This is a genomic window from Bacillus sp. SDLI1 (genome assembly GCF_001553895.1).
GTDB lineage: Bacteria > Bacillota > Bacilli > Bacillales > Bacillaceae > Bacillus > Bacillus siamensis.
In genome coordinates, this window is the sequence record NZ_CP013950.1 from 481,164 (window position 1) to 504,689 (window position 23,526).

General features: G+C 44.6%; 20 protein-coding genes and 1 pseudogene. 3 read left to right on the forward strand and 18 right to left on the reverse strand.

All coding sequences use genetic code 11. The features are described 5' to 3' along the window. Positions 1 to 8: 8 nt before the first annotated feature. The 7 genes from AUL54_RS02025 to AUL54_RS02055 form a co-directional block, all read right to left on the reverse strand. Positions 9 to 782 carry an enoyl-CoA hydratase/isomerase gene (locus AUL54_RS02025; protein ID WP_060962741.1) on the reverse strand — a complete coding sequence of 258 codons (774 nt, stop codon included), beginning with the start codon at positions 780 to 782 and terminating at the stop codon, positions 9 to 11. After that, a complete protein-coding gene (locus AUL54_RS02030) occupies positions 779 to 2,041 on the reverse strand; it encodes a hydroxymethylglutaryl-CoA synthase family protein (RefSeq protein ID WP_060962742.1) in 1,263 nt (420 codons plus the stop codon). The genes AUL54_RS02025 and AUL54_RS02030 overlap by 4 nt, the downstream gene beginning before the upstream one ends. 51 nt (positions 2,042 to 2,092) lie before the next feature. Beyond that, the gene (locus AUL54_RS02035) at positions 2,093 to 2,341 is read right to left on the reverse strand and encodes an acyl carrier protein (RefSeq protein ID WP_060962743.1); all 249 of its coding nucleotides are present in this window, start codon (positions 2,339 to 2,341) and stop codon (positions 2,093 to 2,095) included. Positions 2,342 to 2,408: 67 nt separating this feature from the next. Continuing rightward, entirely contained in the window at positions 2,409 to 4,649 is a 2,241-nt protein-coding gene (gene fabD, locus AUL54_RS02040; protein WP_060962744.1) for an ACP S-malonyltransferase, read from the reverse strand. 1 nt (position 4,650) lies between these two features. Beyond that, positions 4,651 to 5,625 (reverse strand): acyltransferase domain-containing protein, encoded by a 975-nt coding sequence (locus tag AUL54_RS02045; protein WP_060962745.1) that lies wholly within the window; start codon positions 5,623 to 5,625, stop codon positions 4,651 to 4,653. A gap of 134 nt (positions 5,626 to 5,759) precedes the next feature. Next, positions 5,760 to 6,629, reverse strand: coding sequence for an ACP S-malonyltransferase (gene fabD / locus AUL54_RS02050; RefSeq protein WP_060962746.1), 870 nt, complete (start codon positions 6,627 to 6,629; stop codon positions 5,760 to 5,762). A 314-nt stretch (positions 6,630 to 6,943) separates the two neighbouring features. Continuing rightward, a complete protein-coding gene (locus AUL54_RS02055; RefSeq protein ID WP_060962747.1) occupies positions 6,944 to 7,621 on the reverse strand; it encodes an MBL fold metallo-hydrolase in 678 nt (225 codons plus the stop codon). 723 nt (positions 7,622 to 8,344) lie between these two features. On the opposite strand from AUL54_RS02055, the gene AUL54_RS02060 reads away from it, so the two are divergent. The 3 genes from AUL54_RS02060 (at position 8,345) to AUL54_RS02070 (ending at position 10,982) form a co-directional block, all read left to right on the forward strand. Next, positions 8,345 to 8,554, forward strand: coding sequence for a hypothetical protein (locus AUL54_RS02060; protein WP_060962748.1), 210 nt, complete (start codon positions 8,345 to 8,347; stop codon positions 8,552 to 8,554). 419 nt (positions 8,555 to 8,973) lie between these two features. Beyond that, complete coding sequence (locus AUL54_RS02065) at positions 8,974 to 10,686, forward strand: ribonuclease YeeF family protein (RefSeq protein ID WP_060962749.1); 1,713 nt, start codon at positions 8,974 to 8,976, stop codon at positions 10,684 to 10,686. Positions 10,687 to 10,697: 11 nt separating this feature from the next. Continuing rightward, positions 10,698 to 10,982, forward strand: a complete 285-nt coding sequence (locus AUL54_RS02070) for a hypothetical protein (RefSeq protein WP_060962750.1) — start codon at positions 10,698 to 10,700, stop codon at positions 10,980 to 10,982. A gap of 200 nt (positions 10,983 to 11,182) precedes the next feature. Here the strand turns inward: AUL54_RS02070 and AUL54_RS21615 are convergent, their stop codons facing one another. The 11 genes and pseudogenes from AUL54_RS21615 to tdh form a co-directional block, all read right to left on the reverse strand. Continuing rightward, on the reverse strand, positions 11,183 to 11,530 hold the full coding sequence (locus AUL54_RS21615; protein WP_060962751.1) for a hypothetical protein: 348 nt from the start codon (positions 11,528 to 11,530) through the stop codon (positions 11,183 to 11,185). Beyond that, positions 11,527 to 11,781, reverse strand: coding sequence for a hypothetical protein (locus tag AUL54_RS02080; protein ID WP_235588396.1), 255 nt, complete (start codon positions 11,779 to 11,781; stop codon positions 11,527 to 11,529). Before AUL54_RS02080 ends, AUL54_RS21615 begins: the two co-directional genes overlap by 4 nt. A 153-nt stretch (positions 11,782 to 11,934) precedes the next feature. Beyond that, the gene (locus tag AUL54_RS02085) at positions 11,935 to 12,669 is read right to left on the reverse strand and encodes a S1 family peptidase (RefSeq protein WP_060962753.1); all 735 of its coding nucleotides are present in this window, start codon (positions 12,667 to 12,669) and stop codon (positions 11,935 to 11,937) included. Positions 12,670 to 13,243: 574 nt separating this feature from the next. Further along, positions 13,244 to 13,516 (reverse strand): annotated as a pseudogene (locus AUL54_RS02090) (tyrosine-type recombinase/integrase); the annotation flags it as partial. Positions 13,517 to 13,604: 88 nt separating this feature from the next. Further along, a complete protein-coding gene (gene mutL, locus AUL54_RS02095) occupies positions 13,605 to 15,482 on the reverse strand; it encodes a DNA mismatch repair endonuclease MutL (protein ID WP_060962754.1) in 1,878 nt (625 codons plus the stop codon). A 15-nt stretch (positions 15,483 to 15,497) separates the two neighbouring features. Beyond that, the gene (mutS, locus tag AUL54_RS02100) at positions 15,498 to 18,083 is read right to left on the reverse strand and encodes a DNA mismatch repair protein MutS (RefSeq protein ID WP_060962755.1); all 2,586 of its coding nucleotides are present in this window, start codon (positions 18,081 to 18,083) and stop codon (positions 15,498 to 15,500) included. A gap of 117 nt (positions 18,084 to 18,200) precedes the next feature. Then, positions 18,201 to 18,746: an outer spore coat protein CotE gene (gene cotE, locus AUL54_RS02105; protein ID WP_016936056.1), complete on the reverse strand. Its 546-nt coding sequence runs from the start codon at positions 18,744 to 18,746 to the stop codon at positions 18,201 to 18,203. 254 nt (positions 18,747 to 19,000) lie between these two features. Continuing rightward, complete coding sequence (locus tag AUL54_RS02110; RefSeq protein ID WP_060962756.1) at positions 19,001 to 19,432, reverse strand: regulatory iron-sulfur-containing complex subunit RicA; 432 nt, start codon at positions 19,430 to 19,432, stop codon at positions 19,001 to 19,003. Positions 19,433 to 19,434: 2 nt separating this feature from the next. Beyond that, positions 19,435 to 20,964, reverse strand: coding sequence for a tRNA (N6-isopentenyl adenosine(37)-C2)-methylthiotransferase MiaB (miaB, locus tag AUL54_RS02115; RefSeq protein WP_003154116.1), 1,530 nt, complete (start codon positions 20,962 to 20,964; stop codon positions 19,435 to 19,437). A gap of 141 nt (positions 20,965 to 21,105) precedes the next feature. Then, positions 21,106 to 22,284, reverse strand: coding sequence for a glycine C-acetyltransferase (locus AUL54_RS02120; RefSeq protein WP_101605494.1), 1,179 nt, complete (start codon positions 22,282 to 22,284; stop codon positions 21,106 to 21,108). Between the two features lie 12 nt (positions 22,285 to 22,296). Next, positions 22,297 to 23,343, reverse strand: a complete 1,047-nt coding sequence (tdh, locus tag AUL54_RS02125) for an L-threonine 3-dehydrogenase (RefSeq protein ID WP_060962758.1) — start codon at positions 23,341 to 23,343, stop codon at positions 22,297 to 22,299. Positions 23,344 to 23,526 lie beyond the last annotated feature (183 nt).

The following is a 23,526-nucleotide window of genomic DNA, read 5'->3' on the forward strand; positions in this document are numbered from 1 at the left end:
ATATCCTCCTAACTGTTCTCCGTTTCCCAAGGAAGCCGCCCCGTTTCTGCATAACGGATGATGGCTGATTGGTTATCCGGATCTGAAAACATCGCTTGATTTTCGGCTAAAGCAGCGGATTTCGAACGATGAACAAGGTCGTTTAAGGAATCCATGTATCGTTTATAGCGGATGACTGCTTTTTTCGACAGCGGACGAAGGCGCAGCAAATGCTTTCTCAGCTCTGTTGCGCTGTCCGAAACGCATACGTCGCAAAGTCCCCATTCAAGCGCCTGCCTTGCCGGCACGGGCTTTGTCATAATCGTCATATAATGCGCCTTTTGAAATCCGATTCTTTGAATTAAAAACGGCAGAACGCAGGCGGGATAGAGCCCGAATAACAGTTCAGATAAACTGAATGAAGCACTCTCATCTGCGATGACGATATCGCACGCGGCGGCAAATCCGACACCTCCCGCGTTTACTTTTCCGCGCACGCGGGCGATGGTGATGTACGGCCCGGATTTTAATGCCAGCCACAAACGGTAAAGCGGCTCCTGTGATTCCGCATGCTGCATGCCCTGTCTCATTTTCTCGTACATCTCATCGAAATCCGCCCCGAAACAAAATACCTCCGGCAGCCCTTCAAGCACTACGGAGGTGACGGAGTCCCCACATTCAGAAAGAACATGCAGGCATTCCTCCACTAAACGCTCATTAATCGTATTGTTGGCTTCAGGCCGATCAAAGGTGATGAAGCAGACATTTTGCTGAAAACGGACCTTTATCGTCTCATAGGTCACGGGATCCACCTGTATTTCCGATGAAATTCCGTGATTTCTTCCAAATATAAACGAGGGCTCCCGGCATGATGGTCTAAAATGTTCGGAATCATATTCATATCCAATTTGACATTCCGGGTACCGAACTTCACCAAACCGCTGCCTTTAAACAGTTCTTCATACTCCTCCATGGACAGCCTGTATCTGTCGTTCAGATGCTCTTCTATCTTGAAAGAATGCTGCCGCGCCTGTCCCTCAGGCGTCACAACGCCGCTGTAAAATTCCGAACAGCATCCTGACCCGTAGGAGAAACAGCCGATCCGTTTAGAAGTGCCGAATGCCCCTTGGTCAATCGTACTGGCAAGAGCCAATAAAGAGGCTGCGCCCATAATGTTTCCGACTCGTTGGCAGTAGCGGAGCCCCGGCTCTACCCTTGTTTGAAAATCCTGTTCGATCTCAGCGTTTTTCGCTTTTGCAAGCTTGCGCATCATTGTCCGGTGGGCTCCTTTTACCATGCCGCCAAACGGTGTATGGAAGGCAAGGTAGTGAAACGTCTCTTTGTAGTCGGCGCCCGGCACACGGTTTTTATACTCGCGAAATGTCTGTTCACAGCAATCAAGGTAAGACATCAATGACAAGTCGGCGTCACCGGCTTCACTGTCCGGGATCGGGCGGCATGTATCCATCACCTCATAGCCGTAGTAGCCGTTTGCGCCGGCATCCGCCTGAAATACGATCGGATTTTCACCGATCAATAAGGCGACGGCACCCGCTCCGGCGCTCGGTTCTGCGTAAGACCAATCTTCGCTTAACGCATCGCCGCCTTCGGCAATTAAAAACCGGGAAATATCCGTCGCAACGACAAGCGCTTTCGCTCCTGGGGACGTCTGTGACAAAATAAAGTTAAGCGCCATCTGCAGGCCCGCCGTTCCTGAATAGCAGGCTTGCTTCAGTTCAAATAAACGGCAGTTCCGGTTGAGGCCTAAGTAATCATGAATATATGTACTGAGTGATTTTCCGAAGTCGATGCCGGACTCCGAGCAGGTAATCAGCAGCTCGATTCTATCTTTTTCAGCCTCTGTCAATCGGTCGATAATCGGCTTTGCCGCGTTAACGCCGAATGTAACGGGGTCTTCATAAGGAAGCGCCACCGCTTTTTCTTTCATCAGTAAATTCTCAAATCTGGCAGGGTCTAAGTTTCTGTACTCCGCCAGCTGCATGACATCGAGGTATGCCGTCCCGCCAAACACATTTATCGCTTCTATTCCGGCAGCAGTCATGAACTTCGCCTCCAATATGAATTTTGAGCTTCCGATTTTTGCGCCGTTTTATCAGACGGCCTGTACCTTTTCATAAAGCTTTTCAGCCAATTCGCCGATGTTTGAGACTCCTGTCAGCTCCACACGCGGGATCTGCAAAGATAATTCCTCCAGCATCATTGTGATAATTTCTGCACGATCCACTGAATCCGCCCCCAAATCAACTAAACGGTCTTCATGTGAGAGCTGTTCGCCTTCTAAATCAGGCAAAACCTCGTAAATTGTGTTCTGCAGCAATTCAAAGATTCTATCTTTACTCATTGTCAGTTCCTCCCTGTTTCATTCTTTTTATGAATATTCCATGTTTTCAATCTATCATTTCGTCTTGTCAACACGTTTGCAAAAATGAACGTAACTTCTGATTCAAAAGCGAGGCCGTCTCTTCCATCAGCAGCAGGCCGATTCCATCAGCATGGCGGTTTTTCCAGGATTCCAGCTCCGTACCTTTCACCCATTGATTAAAGGCTCCCAATGCCGGACCGCAATGAATCTGGTAATCTACCTTGGCATCGGGATCTCCTTTAATCGCCGAGGCGGAGCTTTGCCTGAAATACCATTTGAATATGAGCGCCATTTTCTGTTTCGGATTCCGTTCGGCTTTTGAAATGTCTTCTCTCGAATAGTGCGCCTTCACTTTTTCATAAACACTGCTTACACTTGCCTTAAAATACTTATCTTCTATTTGTCTGATTGTCTTTTCATCAATTTCTTCGATTGAGCCGTGACGCTGATACAGTTCATGCAGTTTAGCAGCGCGGGTCGGGAAGAACAGTCCTTTCTTTAATACCTGCACTTTGCTGCCTGATTCAAACATATCGCCGGCCGGCGCGTAAGCCGTGTCCTGTACATTCATCTGCTGAAGCAGATCCTTGACGGGAATGCTTGTCGCCGCTTCAACGGTGCATTGGTTAATGGACCCGGTCACAATAAAATCAGCGCCGAGCATAAATGCAGCCATGGCAGCCTCAGGCGTTCCGATTCCCCCTGCGGCTCCGATACGGACGGTTTTGCCGTATCGATATTTTTTCATCATGTCATCTCTTAAACGGACGATCGCCGGCATGAGGCTGTAAGCAGCTCCGCCGTCAGTATGGCCGCCCGAATCGGCCTCCACGCAGATGTCATGCGCAACGGGTATTTCTCTCATCAGATTCGCTTCTTCAGCGGTAATCTTGTTTTCGGCTGCAAGCTTTTGCAACATATGATCAGGCGCCGGGCTGAGAAACGCTTCCGCTACTTCCGGACGGGACAGTTTGGCGATAATCCGCTGACGCGCTGTCACTTGTCCGTCAGCACCTCGCTTTAACCCCTTAGCGCGAAACCTGACTAAAGCGGGAGTAACCGTTAAAAATGCTGATGCTTCCAAATTCTGCACCCCATGCTTCAGTAAAAGGTCAACCATTTTTTCTTCAGAATCTGCATGCTTCATATTATGTACAACATTTATGCCGAAGGAACCGCCGTCACGAAGCTCATGCTGAATTGACAAAATGGCGTCCTCCGTCTGTCCGATGCTCAATCCGCCCGTTCCGAAAAAGCCCATCATTCCTTTTTTGGCCAGCCTGACGACCATCTCCTTCGAAGCGATTCCGCGGTACATGCCGCCGGCCAGATAGGCGTATTTCAGCCGATAATCACTTTTAAACTCTTCATTTCCTAAAGATGCCGCCGTAATTGAGCTTTTTTCAGCCGCAGCCGGAGCTTTGATTTCATCTGTTATCGGCTTCGCTTCAGCTGTAATTCTTTGAATCAGCCCGGTCAGCACTTTTCCGGGACCGATTTCTTCAAAGCTCATGTTCTTTCGTCCCATTAAGAAACGGATGCTGTCTGTCCAGTTCACAGACCCCGTTATTTGCGCGGCGAGTGTCTCTTTCAGCTCTCTCTGCTCATAAGGTCTTGCCGTCACATTTGAAATGACCGGAATGGACAGCGGCTTAAAATGGAAAGATTCAATAAACCGTGAAAACTCCTCCTTCGCCTCCAGCATGTATCTGGAATGAAAAGCGCCGCTGACATTTAAGCGGTGAACCATTTTCACGCCATTTACAGATTCAAATACGGCTGCGGCTTTTTCAATATCTTCTTTATATCCGGAAAGGACAATTTGCTGCGGTGTGTTCATGTTGGCGATATCAATCATATGTAATTGAGATTCTCTTAAAACGTCCGTCACCTGCCCATGAGTCAGACCGATCACCGCTGCCATGCCGCCTCCTTTTGCGCGGCTCATCAGTTCGCCCCTCTTTTTGACCAGCTGCAAGCCTTCCTCAAAATCGAAGGCCCCCGAGGCGTATAACGCGTTATATTCTCCTAAACTGTGTCCGGCGGTAAAATCCGGTTTCAAGCCGGTTTCTTCTGTTTTTTTCAAATAACTCAGGGCATTGACGACATAGAGTGCCGGCTGAGTGAATTGAGTCTGATTGAGACGTTCTCCGTCCCTGCACAGATCCTGAACGGAATATCCGAGAATGTGATCGGCCTTTGCAGTTAATTCAGGGTAGCGGCCGAACAGCTCCTCTCCCATCCCTATTCTTTGCGAACCTTGGCCGGGAAAAACAAAGCTGATCATCTTACAGTCTCCTTCCGGGCGATGATAAAATGATGTCTTCGATTTGCTGCAAATGGGTTTGTTCTTTATGGAACGGCGTCATAATAGTACGGATGCGTTCAGCCGATCCTGCGGGAAGAATCTGTTTGGCAAATGCGGCCAATGTTCCGGAAGGCCCGGCATCAATATACAATCCCTTTTCACGGCTTTCAGCAACTTGAAGCGCTTCGCGGAATCGAATCGGCTTTCTGACGACATTCCAGAAAAAGTCCGCTTGAATATCCGTCTCAGCCTCTCCAGTCGCACTGGAAATGAACGGAATAAACGGAGTCCGGATTGATTTCCGAGCCAAAAAGCGCTTGTACGGATGCTCCGCCTGATCAACCATCGCTGAGTGAAACCCATATGATACCGGCAGCAGCTGATGAGGAATCTGCTTTTCTCTCAGGTCGTCGATGATTTTTCTGATGTGTCCCCGCTCTCCGGAGATGACAAAGTGAGATTGATAGTTAACAGCGGCCAATTCACTATTTTCATGGAGCAGCGGGTCATCTTGGTATAATTTCGGATTCCCCAGTACCGCAAGCATGCTGCCATTGCGGCATGTTTCCGTAATGATTTCGGCCTGTTCCAGCACGCAATCTAATGCGTCTTCGGGGCTGAGCACACCCGACACAGCGGCCGCCGCATATTCACCGAGGCTCGCTCCGATTACACAATCGGGACGTATGCCTTTTTGTTCCAAAGCATACGCGAGTGCATACTCAGCCATAAAAATGGCGGGATGGCTGAAAAGAAGGCGGTCAAATGGATCGGACAGACGGTTGGCTGTATGATAAATCTCTTTAAGGACAGAAACACCGAAACGGCTGGCGGCAAAATCGTCCAAGTCGAGCATTTTCTGCCGAAAAACGGCGTTATGTGCAAACAGCTCTTTTCCCATGTGATAATATTGGGAACCCTGTCCGGAAAACATGAAAACAATTGGCTGGCTCATTTGTTCTCCTTTTCGCTATATGTTTTTTTGAAATATTGATTCGTGAGTGTTTCGTGATGTCGTGAAGTGAAGTGATCGTGATGTTGTATGACTGGGCAATGTTGTGTGAGAAAAGAATTTTGTCTTATGTTCCGCTACATCGCGGGTAAAGTTTCAGTTTCTTTTTTGATGCGGTGAATAAGTCCTGTCAGCACATGGCCCGGGCCGACTTCTTCAAATTCCATCCGCCCGATGTTCAGGAGATAGCGGATGCTGTCGTGCCATCGTACTGAATGGTCGATCTGATCAGCCAGAACGGAGGGGATTTCGTCTTGTTCATAAGGTCTGGCATGCACGTTAGAAATGACAGGAATTGATATAGCAGAAAAATGAAATGACTGTAAAAATTTTTCGAACTCTTGTTTTGCTTCACTCATATATCTCGAGTGAAAAGCGCCGCTTACGTTTAACGGATGAAACATCGTCACATCTTTTATTTCTTCGAATACGCTTTTGGCTCTTTCAATGTCTTCTTTTCGTCCGGAGATGACAACTTGATGAGGAGAATTCATGTTGGCAATATCAATCGTATGTAATCCGTTCGTTTGAAGGGCGTCTGCCGCTTGAGGTGCAGTTAATCCCATAACGGCGGCCATTTTTCCGTCAGTGGCCATACTCATTAATTCGCCTCTTTTACGGACAAGCTGCAAGCCCGTAATAAAATCAAAAGCGCCTGCGGCAAACAGCGCATTATATTCTCCCAAACTGTGGCCGGCCACATAATCCGGCTTTATGTCATTGTCTTGGATTTTTTTCAAATAGCTTAACGCGTTGACTACATATAAAGCGGGCTGAGTGAACTGCGTCTTGTGAAGGTTGGAATACGGATTCTCAAGACAAAGCCGTTTCATAGAATATCCGAGTGTGTCATCAGCCTGCTCAGTTAAGTCTTTAAATTCATCAAACAATGAACTTCCCATTCCCTGTTTTTGAGAACCTTGTCCTGGGAATAAGTATGTAATCATTTTCTCAGCCATCCTTTCTCGGATTCAGATAAGAAGCATATTCAAGTTGATAGTAACTTCACAAAAATACCATGTCAAGTTAATTTATCCTATGCGGACTCCTGAAGAATGCCTATTTTTTCCTAGGAGAAGGCGTGTTTAGGTCTTTCGGAACAGATATAAGCAGAATGTCCCACCCAGCCTGCTCTGCGCTCCTTCCCGCAAACCCCTGTTAATCAGGCATAAATCAACAAAAAGAAAGCAATTACTATCTTTTTATTTCAGATATTTCTAATCCCGAAAGAAAAAGCAGTTAAATAGAACTAAATTATACGCTACTTAAAATGAAACAGCCCTTTTTGATTTTTTCTGGTGCGAAAATTCACGAAATGTTCTTTTTTGTCAATTTGAAAGTAAATATTGTTTTTCAAAAGACTCTCCATTTTTTGACCCGGTTTCTCCCCGAAAGAATGCCCAGGATATACTCGCACGTGCGGCGGAATGGAGGCTTTGATCCGCTGTATACTGTTAAACATATCTTCCGCAGAACTGCCTCTGTCCTCACATATACCGCAACCTTCGGTAAACACGGTGTCACCGGTAAAAAGGTGATCAGAAAGCAAATAGCACATCCCTCCGGCCGTATGTCCCGGAGTCAGTATGCTCTTGATGATAAATCCCCCCGCCGCAAAGGTCTGTCCGTCTTCAAGCGCTATTAAGTTTCTGCACCGGAATTGATAGTAATCGATTTCAGCCGACGACATGTATACATCAGAGTGATAGATTTGCTGAAGCGGCTCCGCCAAGTTTACATGGTCATAATGTGAATGTGTTAATAAAACAGCTGATAAATCAACATCCAATTCATGCAGTTTATCGGTTATTTTGCCGATTTCCCAGGACGGGTCCACCGCTATCGCAGATTTTTTTGATCGGTCTGCGATAATATAACAATAGTTTGACCACATCTGGTGATAGGTTTTAATTTGATGCACTTCATATGTATGATCCATTGTCACCATTCCCATTCAAAAGATCCGGACAGACTGCTGCTGCCGCCCAGCCGGCTGTAACCACTTTACCAGATGACACCGCGTTTTTCCATGGATTTTCCGGTAAAGATGAAAAACTGTTCAAATCAACCAAAAGAACCAGCCGCCGGTTTTTAAAATTTGTTATCGTAATATATAAGGAAATAAGAATATTCATTTACATGAATACTTTAGGAGATTTTATTCAGAAAATGAAGAATGGTATAATTTTCGGATAAAAAGAATAAAAACAAGGAATTGCCGAAATAGCCGGAGAGGAAAATCAGTCTTTAAATGACTCTCAATCTTGATTCTTATTTCAATCCTTTTCTTCAAGCTAAACTAAACCCATACGGCTTCCTCAAAATATATCAGAATACCTTAGTTCCTTACACCGAATTTCAATATTATGCTTATGAGTTGGCATTAACGCACAATTCGAATCAGAAAAAATACGACGTAATTCACACACAAGATGTTGTTTCTTCACTTTCTTTTGCCAGAATTCAGTCCAAAACTTGGAACAGCCGGTGCATTCTCTCCTGAGTAATCTTTTATGCCAGAAAGATAAAGTATCTTCTGAACCAAACGGCACGTACGCCGCTTGATGGATGACTTAAACTCTTATGTTTTCCCCCTTTAAACGGGACTATTGTTGGTGATGATCAAATTTAACCTGTGTTAAGCTTTAGACGGGAGGTAATTATGGAAAATAAAAGAAACGCTGAACCAAGCCCAAAAGCGATAAAAATTCTAACTTACATCATTCCTATAGTTTTAATAGGACTTGTCCTTATTCTTAAAAATATTAACACCCCAGCAGCAGAAATTTCATTTTATGTTGTTGCTGTCGGTGTGGTTCTCTTAGTGGTTTTCAGTTTAATCAAAAGCAGAAAAAAACGCAGGAAGAACTAAATTTAGGGGGGCTAATTACTAGTCCCCTTTGACTTTTAGATTGTCAGCTCACCAAATTCAAATTTTATTTAAATTCTTTCACCATCTCCCTGTGAATTTGTAAAAGGAGGTACTCATAAAACTCATGATAATCACCTAGATTTTCGATTACTTTTATAATCTTTTGACCCTTTAAACAATGATGGAAACGTTAAAACAAGTTTAAATCGATGTTGCTCATATATTTTTTGTATCCTTTTAAGAAAACCACTTGCTCGTGATCTTCTCGGTAAGTCCTTTTGACATTTCCCTCATTATATTAACCTCGGATAAACTATATCAGAACTTATATTCTCGGTGAATTCTTAACGAATTCATTTTACTCCGGCTATCATCATGGTAAAATTTTGAATAACATATTATCGCGAAAGGATATGATCATGAAAATCTTTGAAGCAACCACCCTGCTTTCTGCCGCCAAACAACGCGCAACTGAATACAAAGAATTGCGCAGCCAAATGACGAACCTGAAAAATGCGTTCCAAGGCATGACAGACCTGGGCGACAGCGATTTTTCGGGCAAAGGCGCCGACAACATCAAAGCTTTATTTCAAGATCACGCTGGCGTCACAGATGAATGGCTTGAATTAATTGATATGAAAATTGCGTTTCTCACAAGCATAGAAGCTATGATTGAAGATGCCGGGCTTTCAGATTCTTATGTGGAAGAATCTTTCCTTGAACATGAATTGACACACGCACTTGATAAATCAAAAGCGATTATGCAAGAGCAGCGTAATGAAATGAAAGGTATCCTTGATGAAATCGCAGATATACTGCCGCTCGATCTCTTTTCAACCGATAACGCGGATCAAAAATTAGAGGATTCTGATACAACAAAAAGAGATACAATACATAAAATTGGTGAGCTGGATAACAACCTTTCAAATGAATATGGGCTGTCAGAAGCTAATGAGGCGTTCATTATGGCAGATTTTCAGGCATTACAAGATGCGACAGGGAAAGGCAAAAACGCCACCCCGCTCAACTATAATGCCAAGGCGTACCGGGAAAGTGAAATCCATCAGATGCAAGCAGGATTACATAAACAATCATCGGAATATCTTTCGTTCAAAAAACAGCAGGCAGAAGAAAGAAGAATTGCGAAGGAACAGGAAGAGCTCGCGAACAGGCCTTGGTACGAAAAAACATGGGATGTCGTTTGTAATTTTACAGGAGAAGCTACTGGGTATTATGATTATAAAAGAGCGGCTGATGGAGTTGACCCAGTCACAGGTGAAAAACTCACTGCTGGTCAGCGAGTCGCAGCCGGGGGAATGGCAGCCGCTGGTTACATTCCAATTGTCGGGTGGGCCGGCCGTATCTTTAAAGGCGGAAAGGCAATCTATTCAACTGGAAAAGCAATTTACAAAGCAGATAAAGCGCTCGAAATATATAAAACTCCAAAAACCTTTAAAGCTCTTCATAATTCAGAGAAAGGATTATACGGGCTTGCGTCTGCAAATGGGTTTGGCGAGGCTGTAACCGGCCGGGATATGTTCGGGAATAAAATATCTGATGAGAGACAGGAAAACGGATTCCATCAAGCATTGGCTGCAATCAGCCCTATAGGTATGATTGGGACAGGAAAAGTGTTAAAGGCAAACGCTGGAACAGGAAAACCTTCTAACCTGTACAGAGGAGAAAATTTCCCCTATGCTGCAAAAAGGGAGAATGGCATCGGCAAATCTTATATATCACCTGAAACCGGAAACTTAATACCTGCTAACAAAAGTGGAATGTATAAAGGTCGTCAGGTAACTGTAATGGAACATATTTTAGGAGGATATAGAAGAGGCGGAAAATCAAATAGTCCATACACCAGCTTTACAGTCAACAAAAAGATTGCAAAAGGTTACGGAGATCATACTATTGAATTGGACATATCCTCTCTTCGAAAAGCAATACGTTCTGGTGAGCTAAAAGGAGTTGCCATCCTTAATCCTAAACAAATTGAGAGACTTATAAAAAACGATACGAGACAAACAGACAATTGGAAAAATAAAGCCCTCAAATGGACAAATAGAGATACTGAATATTTTGTTAAAGGTGAGATACCAAAAGAATACTTCAAAATGTTTTCTAAGGAGTGACGCATACGCATATGTTTCTTTACTATCAAAATGAGTGTTTAGGTAAAATTGAAGGGGTTGCAGTAGAAGGGCCTTGGGCTTATGGGAAGATCATCCCTAATGAGAAGATGGAAAACTTCAAAGACTTTTTTAGAGCTGTAGTAGATGAAGATAATCCCTCTGCAATTGAGAAGTTTGACGATGATCTATTAGACGATGATAATTGGTTTATTGTTGATGATGAGTATAAAAAAGTAGGCATTTCCTTGCCCGGTATCTATGAAGAAGATAACGAAATAAATTGGAGATGGAGATAAATCGGATTAGGGTCCTCATAAAGAGAGGGCCCCTTTTTGATTTCAAATTGTACTCCGCAATTTTCGTCTTCGGACCAACAGGAAAATGCAGCACATACATCCTCTAAATCACTGGAAGCTTGCCGGTATTACTTAAATAGCTTGTCCTGATTGATTAAAAGCTTGGTAAAGTAACAAATCTAAAGGTTGCCGCGGTCTGGTCATTCCCTCACCTCCTTGGCTGTCTTTCGGCCGTGGCACGGGGGCACAATGTAGGGGCTGTATTTACTTGAATCCCAGAATAGTTTCACATCACCTTTATGCGGAACGATATGATCGCCAACTGTTGCCGGGGTTCTTCTGCCCTGCATCAAGCAAGCGGCACATAACGGATGTTTGGACAGGTAGCCAGCACGCGCCTGCCTCCACTTGCTGTTATACCCCCTTTTGGCAGCAGACTCCCGGTATTGATCATAGGCCGGCTTGGTTCGCCTGTGCTGTTCGCAGTAACCCTCTCGCATTAGGCTAGGACATCCTGGTTCATTACAAGGCTTCAATGCTTTCTTCAATCTGCTTGACCCTCCTTTAATAGCTCCAGTCTTTCGTCACGATTAGAAGTTTTTGCCCAATTATTGAATTCCTGAATTCCTATATTCACGCGTTGCAGGTGCAACTGCTTTTGTTTCTCGTTCAATTCGATTTTCCTTTTACTGATTTCAATGTCATAATTAATCTGTTTTAAAAGAAGTTCTTGTTCAGTGCGCCACGCTTTAAATTGATCAACGTACAAATTGTCTTCGGACAAGGTTAATCCCTCCAATTAAAAAGCGCCCTCCCTATTGGGAAAGCACTTGGATATATTCTTTCTAAACTGCACCCGCACTCAAGCCGTTAACCGCCGATTGTCTATCCTGAGAATTACCGGACGCAGTTTACAGAGAATATAAAAAAGCACCTAGTTAAGGTGCTTTTTTTATTTTTCATTACTTTGCATTCTTTCTAGAAGTCGGAATATACATTCTGCCTTTTTTATATAAGTCATTGGGTATCTGATAAGAGTTATAATTTCACCATCTTGGTTAAACAAAGGATTTGCTTCCTGAGAAACACAGATTCCACTTATTTTGTTATTCCAAATAACTGGGCCTCCGCTAAAACCACCGTAGTTAAAAATATTGCCTAGAAAATAATTAAAATCTTCATGGTACATCGCAACTTTCCCAGAGGATAAAATAGGTAAATGATAGTTACCTAAAGCTGGATTAACTCCCCCCAAATTACTGAAAAGTGGATAGCCTATTAAATAGATATCGTCTCCTTCTTTTATTTTTTTATTATTAAAATATACCAAATCTAACGGCTTGTATCCTGCAGATTCTAGATGGCGTGCAAACCCTTTTGTTTCTTCAAAATTTAGCGATATTATCGCTAAATCCATATCATACACATTTTCCTCATAAACTACGTGCTTCAAGCTGAAATTTCTAATTTCGTCCAACCCAAGACTGTCTCTTTTTTCATTGTAATTCATTCCTTTCATGACAGTGTTAAATAATTCTTTAGTCTTATTACTAAAAATTAAATGCCTCACAGTAATTAAGTACGTTTTATTCTCTTTTTTAACAAAGAGAGCTGTACCAGTATCTTGATCATCATCGCTAAAACATTTCAAATATACAACTGACTTCTTTATAGTTTCTAAATTCATTTTATCACCCCTGCTTTATTATCGGTGAAAGAGCGTGACAAAGGAACTGCTTGCAAAATTTGTCGAACGATTTACCGGGAACAGTTTACAGGGAACATAAAAAAAGCGACCCCGCTCATCAGCAGTGCCGCTCCCTTGATTTATTACCTACTACCATAATAACTTATCTAAAACAAAATGGTGTGCCGTTATCGTGCCATCTTTCTGCCAAAATTGTTTTAGTACATTCCTTTTTGCTCTGCTGCTGTCATCCCGCTCACCCCTTCATTACTTAGTATCGTTCTATCAAACCATGCCTTTCTCTTCTAACGCTGAACCTGTTGCGCCTCTACTCATGCCGCTCACCTCCTGTAACACGATGATACCACGAAAAACGCCCAATTTTTCCATTTATCCACACAATCCACGAATTACTCATATCTTATATACTGTGCAACTGCCCGAAGTGCTGCCAGCCCTTGCCACCCTTGTTTTCAAGCGATATCCCTAAAATAAATTCCACGTTTGCTTTTTGAAGGGAATCAATAAAAATGTGCGAAAAAAAAAGACTCATCTTTTTATGAGATGAGCCTGCTTATATTTTAAATTTCTTCATAGCGTTGTTCATGGCATCCTGGTTAATTCCAATGTATCGAAGGGTTGTCCGCTGGTCAGAGTGGTTGAAAATCTCCTGCAGTATGGCAACGTCTTTTGTTTGCCTGTAAAAATGGTATCCGAATGTTTTCCTCAACGTGTGTATGCCTATATCATCCAAACCGACATGCTCAGCAGCAGCCATCAGAATCTTATAAGCCATCGACCGGGAAATAGGCTTGTTGATCCTTTCTTGGCTTTTGAAAAGATATTCAGCATTAATCGGTTTGATAAATACCTAAACAGCTAAAAATCAGTGGAGAAAATGTGGGCACGAGGGGTACATCCCACACAGAACCCTTTTACATCACGCGTTTAAACATCTTTTCCATCTCATACGTGCTGTGATGAATAATAATCGGCCGGCCGTGCGGGCATGTGAACGGGTCTGTCGTTCGGCGCAGATCGTCCAAGAGCGCTTTGATTTCATCGTTGCGCAAATGGCGGTTCGCTTTGATCGAGCCTTTACAGCTCATCATAATGGCCGCTTCCTCCCGCAGCTTTTTAATGTCGATCCGTTTGGCGTCAAGCACCTGCTGAATGATTTCTTCAATCAATTCAGCTTCTTCTCCTTTTGGAAACCAGGCCGGATGACATCGGACGATATAGCTGTTCGTGCCGAATGCTTCTAAAAATACCCCGACGCTTTCAAGCTCCTGCTGGTGCTGTTCAATAATCAGCGCTTCATTTGCCGCATAATGAAAGGTGAGCGGCACGATCATATCCTGCACTTCAGGCTCAACCTGCCCGACTTTTTCCCGGAAATATTCGTACTTAATCCGCTCTTGAGCAGCATGCTGGTCAATGATATATAACCCGTTTTCGTTTTGGGCTAAAATATAGGTCCCGTGCATTTGGCCGATCGGATACATCACCGGCACCCTTTCTTCCCGTATCTCTTCAGAGACAGCCTCCTCTTCAGGCTCCGGAATATCGGAAACAGGCGCTTCGGGTTCCGGCATGCTGATCTCCGACAGCACGTCATCATCCGCTTCCTTCGGGAGGAACTCTTCTTCTATTACCGAAGCCGGCTCTTTTACGACCGAACTCAGCTTCATCGGCGAGTACGACGGTTCCGGCATTTTTTCCGGCAGTTTCCGCTCAGGGGCACTTTCCTCGAACGTTATGAATTGCTGTTCGTTTTTGACCGGCGCCGGCGCTGATTTTTTCGGAAGCTGGGCGCTCGGAATCAGCCGCTGCTTTTGAAATACTTCCTTTATCCCGTCACGGATCAGCTCATGCAGTTCCGTCTCCTTGCTGAGGCGGACTTCAAGCTTCGACGGATGGACATTGACATCGACTAAAATCGGGTCCATCGTAATTTCGATAAACGTAATCGGATGGCGGCCGATCGGCAGAAGCGTGTGATAGCCCTCATGCACCGCTTTTACAAGCGGGAAATTCTTAATGTATCTTCCGTTAATGACAGATGACATGTAGTTTCTGGATGCACGCGTGATTTCCGGCAGCGCAATGTAGCCCTTGACTTCAAAATCAAGCGAGCTGACATGGAGCGGTATCATTTTTTTCGCAACCGCCGTCCCGTAAATCGCGGCCAGCACATGGCGCACGTCTCCATTGCCGTTTGTCTGCAGAAGATTTTTCCCCTGGTGGCGGAGGCGGATGGATACTTCCGGATGCGCAAGGGCGATCCGGTTGACGACATCCGTAATATTGCCGAGTTCCGTATGCACGGTTTTCATATATTTTAATCTGGCGGGTGTATTGAAAAACAGGTTGGTAACGATGATCTCCGTTCCTTTTCTGCTGGAGGATTTCTGTTCAGAAATGATATTACCGCCTTGAAGAATGAGATGAGTTCCCGCTCCCTCGCCGATGCTCGTTTTGATTTCCAGATGAGAAACAGACGCGATACTTGGCAAAGCTTCTCCGCGGAAACCGAGTGTTCTCACCCGGAACAGGTCGTTTTCATCTTTGATTTTACTGGTCGCATGGCGGCGGAAAGCCCGTTTGCAATCATCGGTTTCCATACCTTCGCCGTTGTCAAGCACCCGAATCGACGAAAGTCCCGCTTCCTCTATATCAATTTCAATGACTGTGCTGTTTGCGTCGATGGCGTTTTCCACCAATTCTTTAACGACAGATGCAGGCCGTTCCACCACCTCACCTGCCGCTATTTTATTTGAAAGTTCATCTGACAGCTGGATGACTTTTGCCAAGTCCGTCACCTCTTTCTATTTTAATTTTTTTTGCAGCTTGTACATTTCATTCATCGCCTCAAGCGGCGTCATATCAAGAATATTGATTGACTTGAAGGCTTCAAGCACTTGTTTTTCTTTTTGAGAAACAGCCGGTGCCTTCTGTTTTTTATCACTGTCAGCAAAAAAGGACAGTTGTGCCGGTTCTTCTTTGACGGCGGGCTTTTTCTCAGGGGCCGCCGGAAGCTCCGGTTTATCTCCTGTCTGCTCAAGCTGTTTTAAGATCTCCTGTGCGCGGCTGATCAGATCATCCGGGAGCTCAGCAAGCTGGGCGACATGAATGCCGTAACTTTTATCTGCGGCTCCTTCTTTAATTTGATGAAGAAACACGACCGTGCCGTTATATTCCTCGGCGCGCACATGAACGTTTTTCAGCTGAGGGAGCTTATCTTCAAGCACCGTCAGTTCATGATAATGCGTGCTGAACAGTGTTTTAGCGCCGATATGATCATGAACATATTCAATAATTGCCTGTGCCAGCGCCATTCCGTCGTACGTTGATGTCCCGCGTCCGATTTCATCGAACAGGATCAGGCTGTCTTTTGTGGCGTTTACAATCGCGTTTTTCGCTTCCAGCATTTCCACCATAAAGGTGCTTTGTCCGGAAATCAAATCGTCCGCAGCCCCGATTCTCGTAAAGATTTGATCAAAAATCGGCAGAACCGCTTCTTTTGCGGGCACAAAACAGCCGATCTGAGCCATGATGGACAAGAGTGCGATCTGTCTCATATACGTGCTTTTACCTGACATATTCGGACCCGTAATCAGGAGCATTTCCCGTGAATCGCCCATCAGGCAATTGTTCGGCACGTATTCTTGACTGTCCATCACTTTTTCAACGACAGGATGTCTCCCCTCAATGACTTTGACCTCGTTATCAGAAAAGACGGGCTTTGTGTAATGCCTGTTTTCACTGATCGTGGCAAAGCATTGCAGCGCGTCCAGCTCACTCATTTGCTTAGCAAGACGCTGCAGACGAGGAATAAATTTCTTAACTTTTTCCCGCAGTTCGGCAAAAAGCTCATATTCCAGCTCGCAAATGTTGTTTTCCGCCTCTAAAATAAGCGCTTCTTTTTCCTTTAATTCCGGCGTAATGTACCGTTCGGCGTTTGTGAGCGTCTGCTTCCGCTCATACCGCCCGTCCTCAAGCAGATGAAGGTTTGCTTTTGTGACTTCAATATAATAGCCGAACACTTTATTAAAGCCGACTTTTAATGAACGGATGCCTGTATAAGCGCGTTCCTGCTGCTCCAGTCTGGCAATCCAGTCTTTTCCGTTTTTGCTGGCGTCACGGTACTCATCGAGCTTCTGGTGATAGCCGTCTTTTATTAAGTTGCCTTCTTTTAAAGATAACGGCGGATTTTCATGAAGCGCATCCTCTAACAAATCAAGCAGATCTCCGCACGGATCAATCAAGCCGGCGCGTTCTTTTGCTTTTTTATGGTTAAGAGACCCTACAAGCTCTTTAATGCTCGGCACCTGTTTTAATGATTCTTTCAGCTGGATTAAATCCCTTGCATTGACGTTTCCGAATGCGACCCGGCCCGCAAGACGCTCTAAATCATACACTTCTTTGAGGCGCTCGCGCAGATCTTCACGCTCAAAGAGATGATTGATCAGCGTCTCAACCATTTCCTGGCGTTCTTCGATTTGGGATGCTCTGATCAGCGGACGGTCAATCCATTGTTTGAGAAGCCGGCCGCCCATTGCTGTCTTCGTTTCGTCCAAAAGCCAAAGCAGCGAGCCTTTTTTGCTTTTTGAACGGATCGTTTCCGTCAGTTCAAGATTCCTCTTGGAATACAGGTCAATTTTCATCGCTTCTTCCAATTCATACACTTGAACCGGCTGCAGATGATCCAGACTCCGTTTTTGCGTTTTCTGCAAATACGTATATAAACGCATAAACGTCTTTGTCAGCTCTTCGCCCGGCAAGTGCTTTGCGATTTCGATCTGTTCTGTCATTTCTCCGTCTTCGATGGAAATCGTTGCGCCGCACCGTTCTTTCAGCTGGGCTGCTGTCTTTTCATTAAACTTGCTTGAGACGACAATCTCCTTGGCGCCGACTGAATAAATCTCTGACATGACATCTTCAATCCGCTCAATAAATACGGCCAGGTTTTCTCCGGTCGTTAAATCCGATAAAGCGAGGCCGTATCCGTCACGAAATTCGGAAACGGAAGCGATAAAGTTGTTTTCCGACTCATGAATGCCTTTTCCGTCCATCACGGTTCCCGGCGTGATCAGCTGGACGACTTCCCGTTTCACAACGCCTTTAGCCGCCTTCGGATCTTCCGTCTGCTCACAGATCGCGACTTTATAGCCCTTTTTAATCAGCTGTTCAATATAAGCCGCCGCAGAATGATAAGGCACGCCGCACATCGGAATTTTGTCAGCTGAACCTCCGTCTCTGCTCGTCAGTGTAATTTCAAGCTCTTGTGACGCTTTTTTTGCATCTTCAAAAAACATTTCATAAAAGTCACCTAGCCGAAAAAATAAAAAGGCATCCTGGTGCTCTGCCTTTATTTTCAAGTATTGCTGTATCATAGGCGTGTAACTAGCCATCATTTAATCCCTCACTATGTATCTTCTGTTTTCCGCATCCCATTATAACATAAACAAAAGAGTGATATCTTTATATATAAAAAAGAGACTTGGGGTGCTGACTCCCCCAGCCTCTGCTTATTCTTCAGGATCTCCGACTAAAAATTCAGGGTTAATGTCCTCTAATTCTTCGTCAAGATCGTCTTCCCAATCATCATCATCGTCTTCTTCCCAGTCTGGATTTACTTCTACGACTACTTTCGTTTCCCCGACCACTTCCGCTAAAAACTCCCGCTCGGCCTGAACGACGATTTTATTTCCGTTAGGAGAAATGGTGACTTCAAGGCAATTCGGCTGCTGCAGCACTTTGGCAATGACTTCGTGTTCGTCATCTAAGTAATTAGTATCTCTGTATCTGAGTTTAATTACATCAACATATTTCACTCTCTCGGTTACAACTTCCGTTTTTGTATTATCAGCGTAAGAGTACCAGACGTTTATATCATAATACCCTTCAATTTCTACAGTCTTCCCGATCTTTTCGGCATCATATTTGTGATTGATAATCCAGCCGCCCAATATACTTGACGGTTTTTCATCAGGTGAGATTGTATTCGTGCACTGGGTGAATTTTCTGCCTTTCGCAACTACCGCTTTCGTAATAATTTCCCTGTATTCAGACATTCCGATAGGCCTCCTTGTTCTTCTTCGTGTTATCTTATGCTGGGCATTTGTCTCATGTGCATTTTTATAATAAAAATATAAAAATACAAAGTTTCTGTTTCATTGTATGCAGCCCTGCCCAGAAACTTTACTTTTAAGTCTGATAAAACTTTTTGAGGGAAAGTGGGCCGAAACGGCAATATGATGAATATTTAGTACATATAATAATTAGTTCTAAATCGACAAAAAAACACGGGCCGATGATGGCCCCGTGTTTAAAGAGAACAGCTGTTATTCGAATGTTTTACTTTTGAACCGGTTTCTCCTGTCAGCAGGTTGCCGCCGGTAGACGTAATGATTTCATTTGTCACCTGATTGGAAATCGTATGGGCGACAAGCTGAAGAAGATCATTGACCTCAATCTGGGAATCTCTGAATTCCTGAATGATCGGAATTCCTTCAAGCTCTTCCTGCAGGGCGTCAATTTTACTTTCCACTTGTTTCAAAGCTTCAAGCTTTTCATAATGCTTCAGGTTAACGGCTTGCTTTTGCAGAGCTTTAATCTGATTAATAATCGCAGAGACTTTTTCATTTCCATTAATCTGCGCCTCGGCGCGTTTGAAAAAATCAACTTCTTCTGTTTCAGAAATCATTTTCGCAAGGTTTCTTGCCTGCTGGACAATGTCTTTCTTAGAGTAAAGCGTCATTATTATTTCACCTCGATTGCTTCTCCTGCCATCACACCGTCAAGCGACCATGTTTTCGCCTGTTCGATTTTGACGCGTACAATCTTGCCGATGGCGTCTTTCGGCCCTTTGAAGTTGACGAGCTTGCTTTTTTCCGTATAGCCGGCAAGAATGTCAGGGTTATTTTTGCTTTCTCCCTCAACTAATACTTCGACAGTCCTGCCTTCATATTCCTTCATTTTTTTGGCTGAAATTTCTTTCACCAAATCATTGAGGCGCTGAAGACGTTCTTTTTTGACCCTCATCGGAACATTGTCTTTCATCTTCGCTGCAGGCGTGCCTTCACGAGGAGAGTAGATAAACGTATATGCGCTGTCAAATTCCACTTCGCGATATAACGAAAGCGTTTCTTCAAACTGTTCATCCGTTTCATTCGGGAAACCGACAATGATATCGGTAGTAAGTGAAGCGTTCGGCATCGCTGCTTTAATTTTTCCGACAAGCTCCAAATAGCGTTCTCTGTCATATTTGCGCGCCATCATTTTTAACATCGCCGAGCTTCCTGATTGAACCGGAAGATGGATATGGTCAAGCAGGTTGCCGCCTTTGGCGAGCACTTCGATCAGATGGTCATCAAAGTCACGCGGGTGGCTCGTCGTAAACCGGATTCTCGGAATATCAATTTTACGCAGTTCGTCCATTAAATCACCGAGTCCGTACGTCATGTCCTCAAAATCTTTTCCGTACGCATTAACGTTTTGACCGAGCAGCGTGATTTCTTTATAGCCTTCGCTTGCAAGTCTTCTGACTTCCTGGATGATTTCTTCAGGACGGCGGCTCCGCTCTTTTCCGCGGGTATACGGCACGATGCAGTATGTGCAGAACTTATCACAGCCGTACATAATGTTGACCCAGCCTTTAATTTTCCCGTTGCGGACCTTCGGAAGGTTTTCAATGACATCCCCTTCCTTCGACCACACTTCAATAACCATCTCTTTTGATAAGTAGGCTTCTGATAACAGTTCCGGCAGGCGGTGAATGTTGTGCGTGCCGAAAATCATATCGACAAACGGGTGCTTTTTAAGGATGCGGTTTACGACTGATTCTTCCTGTGACATACAGCCGCATACACCCAGAATCAGATCCGGATTATTTTTTTTGAGCGCTTTTAAATGGCCGAGCTCACCGAACACTTTGTTTTCAGCATTTTCCCGGATGGCGCAGGTGTTTAATAAAATGACATTCGCATCATCGACCGAGTTTGTCGCTTCATAACCGAGCGCCATAAAAATACCCGCCATGACTTCCGTATCATGCTCGTTCATTTGGCATCCGTACGTGCGGATATAAAACTTCCTGCCTTCGCCGAGACCTTTAAATTCTTCTGAGATTTTAAAATCGTTATGATATTGAACGGATTCTTTGCCCCGTTTTTTCGCATCTTTTAAAGAAGGCGGAATATATACGGCTTCGAAATACTTACTGTAATCCTTTTCGGATTTTTTGTCCGCTGGATTTACTTGTCCGCTTTCCTGCTTTTGCTTTTCATTCATGTTCGAATGTCTCCTTTCAACCGAAACTTCCACCCTCAAGTATACTGGTTAAAAGCGTTTGGCACAACCGCCAGCCTATTATTGTACACCTTATTGAGAATAAGAATCAATAAGAAATAAAAAGAGGGAATCATTTCCCTCTTATACAAGCTGAAGCTCTTTTGCCGCTGAACGGATCACTTCAAGCGCCCGGTCAAGCTCCTCTTTTGTATGCTCCGCTGTAATAATGGTGCGGATTCTCGCTTTTCCCTGAGCGACGGTCGGATACACGATGCTTTGTGCAAAGACGCCGCGGGTCAATAAAAGGTCTGATAATGCCTGGGCTTTTTCTTCCTCACCTATTAATATCGGCACGATCGGTGTTTCGCTTTTTGTAAGAGTCAGCCCCATTTGAACCAGTTTGTCTTTGAAATACGCCGTGTTCTCCCATAGCTTTTCCATATGTTCCGGCTCTTCCAGCAGGACGTCAATGGCTTCTATGCATGCTGCCGTTACCGCAGGCGGATGAGACGTGCTGAATAAGAAAGGACGGCCTTTATGGCGCAGGTAATCGATCAGAACCTGCGACCCTGCAGCATATCCGCCAAGAACCCCGATGGCTTTGCTTAATGTGCCCACCTGAATGTGGACTCTTCCGTCAAGCCCGAAGTGATTAACCGTTCCCCTTCCGTTTTTTCCGAGTACGCCGGAAGCATGTGCATCGTCAACCATGACAAAAGCATCGTACGCCTCTGCAAGTTTGACAATGTCAGGCAATGGAGCGATGTTGCCGTCCATTGAGAATACGCCGTCCGTGACGATGAGGCGCATGCGGTAATTCATTGACTTTTTCAGCACCCTTTCCAAATCGTCCATATCGACATGGCGGTACACCTTTTTATCTGCTTTCGTCAGCCTGATCCCGTCGATAATGGAAGCATGGTTCAATTCGTCAGATATCACGATATCTTCTTTTGTAAGAATGCTTGATAAAACGCCTTGATTGGTTGTAAATCCTGATTGAAAAACAAGTGCCGCTTCTGTTTTTTTAAAGTCTGCCAGTTTCTTCTCCAGCTCATTGTGCATCGTAAATGTTCCCGCGATTGTCCGGACGGACCCCGTACCCGCTCCGAATTCCTCCGCAGCGCGTTTGGCCGCTTCGACAAGCCTTGGGTGCGACGTCAGACCGAGATAATTGTTCGATGAAAGCTGAATCACGTTCTCCCCTTTGACTGCCACCGACGGCCCCTGCTTCGTTTCAATTTGTTTCATTTGCTGCCATGTGTTATTTTCTTTCATTTTATCAAGCTCTGCTTTTAGATATTCAAATTCTTTCATTATAGAACCCTCCCTTTATGGAATCAAAATGACTTTGCCGCACTGGCCCTTTCTCATCAGGTCAAATCCTTTTTCAAATTCTTCAAGCGGAAACTGATGGGTAATCACCGGAGTCAGATCAACAAGGCCGGATTCAAGCAGATGCGATACCTGACGCCATGTTTCAAACATTTTTCTGCCTGTGATGCCCTGAACGGTCAGCCCTTTAAACACCACGTCATTTGTCAGGTCAATCGTCACCGGGTGTTCCGGCAGACTCAGCATATGAAATCTTCCTCCATTGGCCGCCATCTTTAATCCTTGTATTATCGCTGCAGGGTGGCCTGACATTTCGCAGACAAGGTCTATTCCTTCTCCGCCCGTTAAGGCATCAATGACCTTAAGCGGATCTTCCTTGTCAGCTGAAATCGTAATTTCGGCTCCTAATTTTTTTGCAAGAGCCAGTCTGTAATCATTTTTATCAATGGCCGCAATGCAGGATGCGCCGGCCGCTTTAGCCACAGCCACCGCCATGAGTCCGATCGGCCCGCAGCCGATAATTGCAGCGGTGCCGCCCGCCAGATGGCCGCTTTCCAGCACCGTGTGCACCGCGTTGCCAAGCGGCTCTTGAACTGAGGCGACTGCAGGATCCATGTCAGCAGGGTTTTTCCAAATGTTTTGAGCCGGCACTTTGACATATTCAGCGAAGGATCCGGCTGTATCCACGCCAAGGATCTTTGTATGAGTGCACACATGATGTTTTCCTGTTAAACAGGGGACACAAGTTCCGCAGACGAAGTGGGTTTCCGCCGATACATAGTCGCCTGTTTTGACATTTGTGACGTGCTTGCCTGTTTCTGCTACGATACCGCTGAATTCATGTCCGAATACTTGAGGTGTTTTGATTCGTTCCTGCGCCCATTGATCCCAATTATAAATATGCACATCTGTACCGCATATAGATGCGGCCTGTACTTTAATGAGAACTTCATTCTCATTAATGGAAGGTATGGAAATTTCTTTCAAAGTTGCTCCGAAAGCGTTTTCATTTTTAACGACAGCTTTCATCTTTCCTTCCAACATGTACACTCCCCCTCAAAAAAACACTGTAATAACTGGATTGTAACATGGCTTAAGAAGGAGGTAAACAGCAGTGTCCATTCAGTAAATACAATTGCTTCCGTCCGGAAAAATGGGCGGGATTTTTTTTGAATATTATATGAATAAAGCCGTTTATCATCTCTTCGTACTATCAATATAATATTG

Coding starts and splice junctions, on each gene's coding strand:
- miaB (WP_003154116.1), bottom strand. CDS start 20,964: ATGAATGAAAAGCAAAAGCAGGAAAGCGGACAAGTAAATCCAGCGGAC.
- AUL54_RS02110 (WP_060962756.1), bottom strand. CDS start 19,432: ATGACGCTTTACTCTAAGAAAGACATTGTCCAGCAGGCAAGAAACCTT.
- cotE (WP_016936056.1), bottom strand. CDS start 18,746: ATGTCTGAATACAGGGAAATTATTACGAAAGCGGTAGTTGCGAAAGGC.
- tdh (WP_060962758.1), bottom strand. CDS start 23,343: ATGTTGGAAGGAAAGATGAAAGCTGTCGTTAAAAATGAAAACGCTTTC.
- fabD (WP_060962746.1), bottom strand. CDS start 6,629: ATGATTACATACTTATTCCCAGGACAAGGTTCTCAAAAACAGGGAATG.
- AUL54_RS02045 (WP_060962745.1), bottom strand. CDS start 5,625: ATGAGCCAGCCAATTGTTTTCATGTTTTCCGGACAGGGTTCCCAATAT.
- mutS (WP_060962755.1), bottom strand. CDS start 18,083: ATGGCTAGTTACACGCCTATGATACAGCAATACTTGAAAATAAAGGCA.
- AUL54_RS02060 (WP_060962748.1), top strand. CDS start 8,345: ATGGAAAATAAAAGAAACGCTGAACCAAGCCCAAAAGCGATAAAAATT.
- AUL54_RS02035 (WP_060962743.1), bottom strand. CDS start 2,341: ATGAGTAAAGATAGAATCTTTGAATTGCTGCAGAACACAATTTACGAG.
- AUL54_RS02070 (WP_060962750.1), top strand. CDS start 10,698: ATGTTTCTTTACTATCAAAATGAGTGTTTAGGTAAAATTGAAGGGGTT.
- AUL54_RS02030 (WP_060962742.1), bottom strand. CDS start 2,041: ATGACTGCTGCCGGAATAGAAGCGATAAATGTGTTTGGCGGGACGGCA.
- AUL54_RS02055 (WP_060962747.1), bottom strand. CDS start 7,621: ATGGATCATACATATGAAGTGCATCAAATTAAAACCTATCACCAGATG.
- AUL54_RS02085 (WP_060962753.1), bottom strand. CDS start 12,669: ATGAATTTAGAAACTATAAAGAAGTCAGTTGTATATTTGAAATGTTTT.
- AUL54_RS02065 (WP_060962749.1), top strand. CDS start 8,974: ATGAAAATCTTTGAAGCAACCACCCTGCTTTCTGCCGCCAAACAACGC.
- fabD (WP_060962744.1), bottom strand. CDS start 4,649: ATGATCAGCTTTGTTTTTCCCGGCCAAGGTTCGCAAAGAATAGGGATG.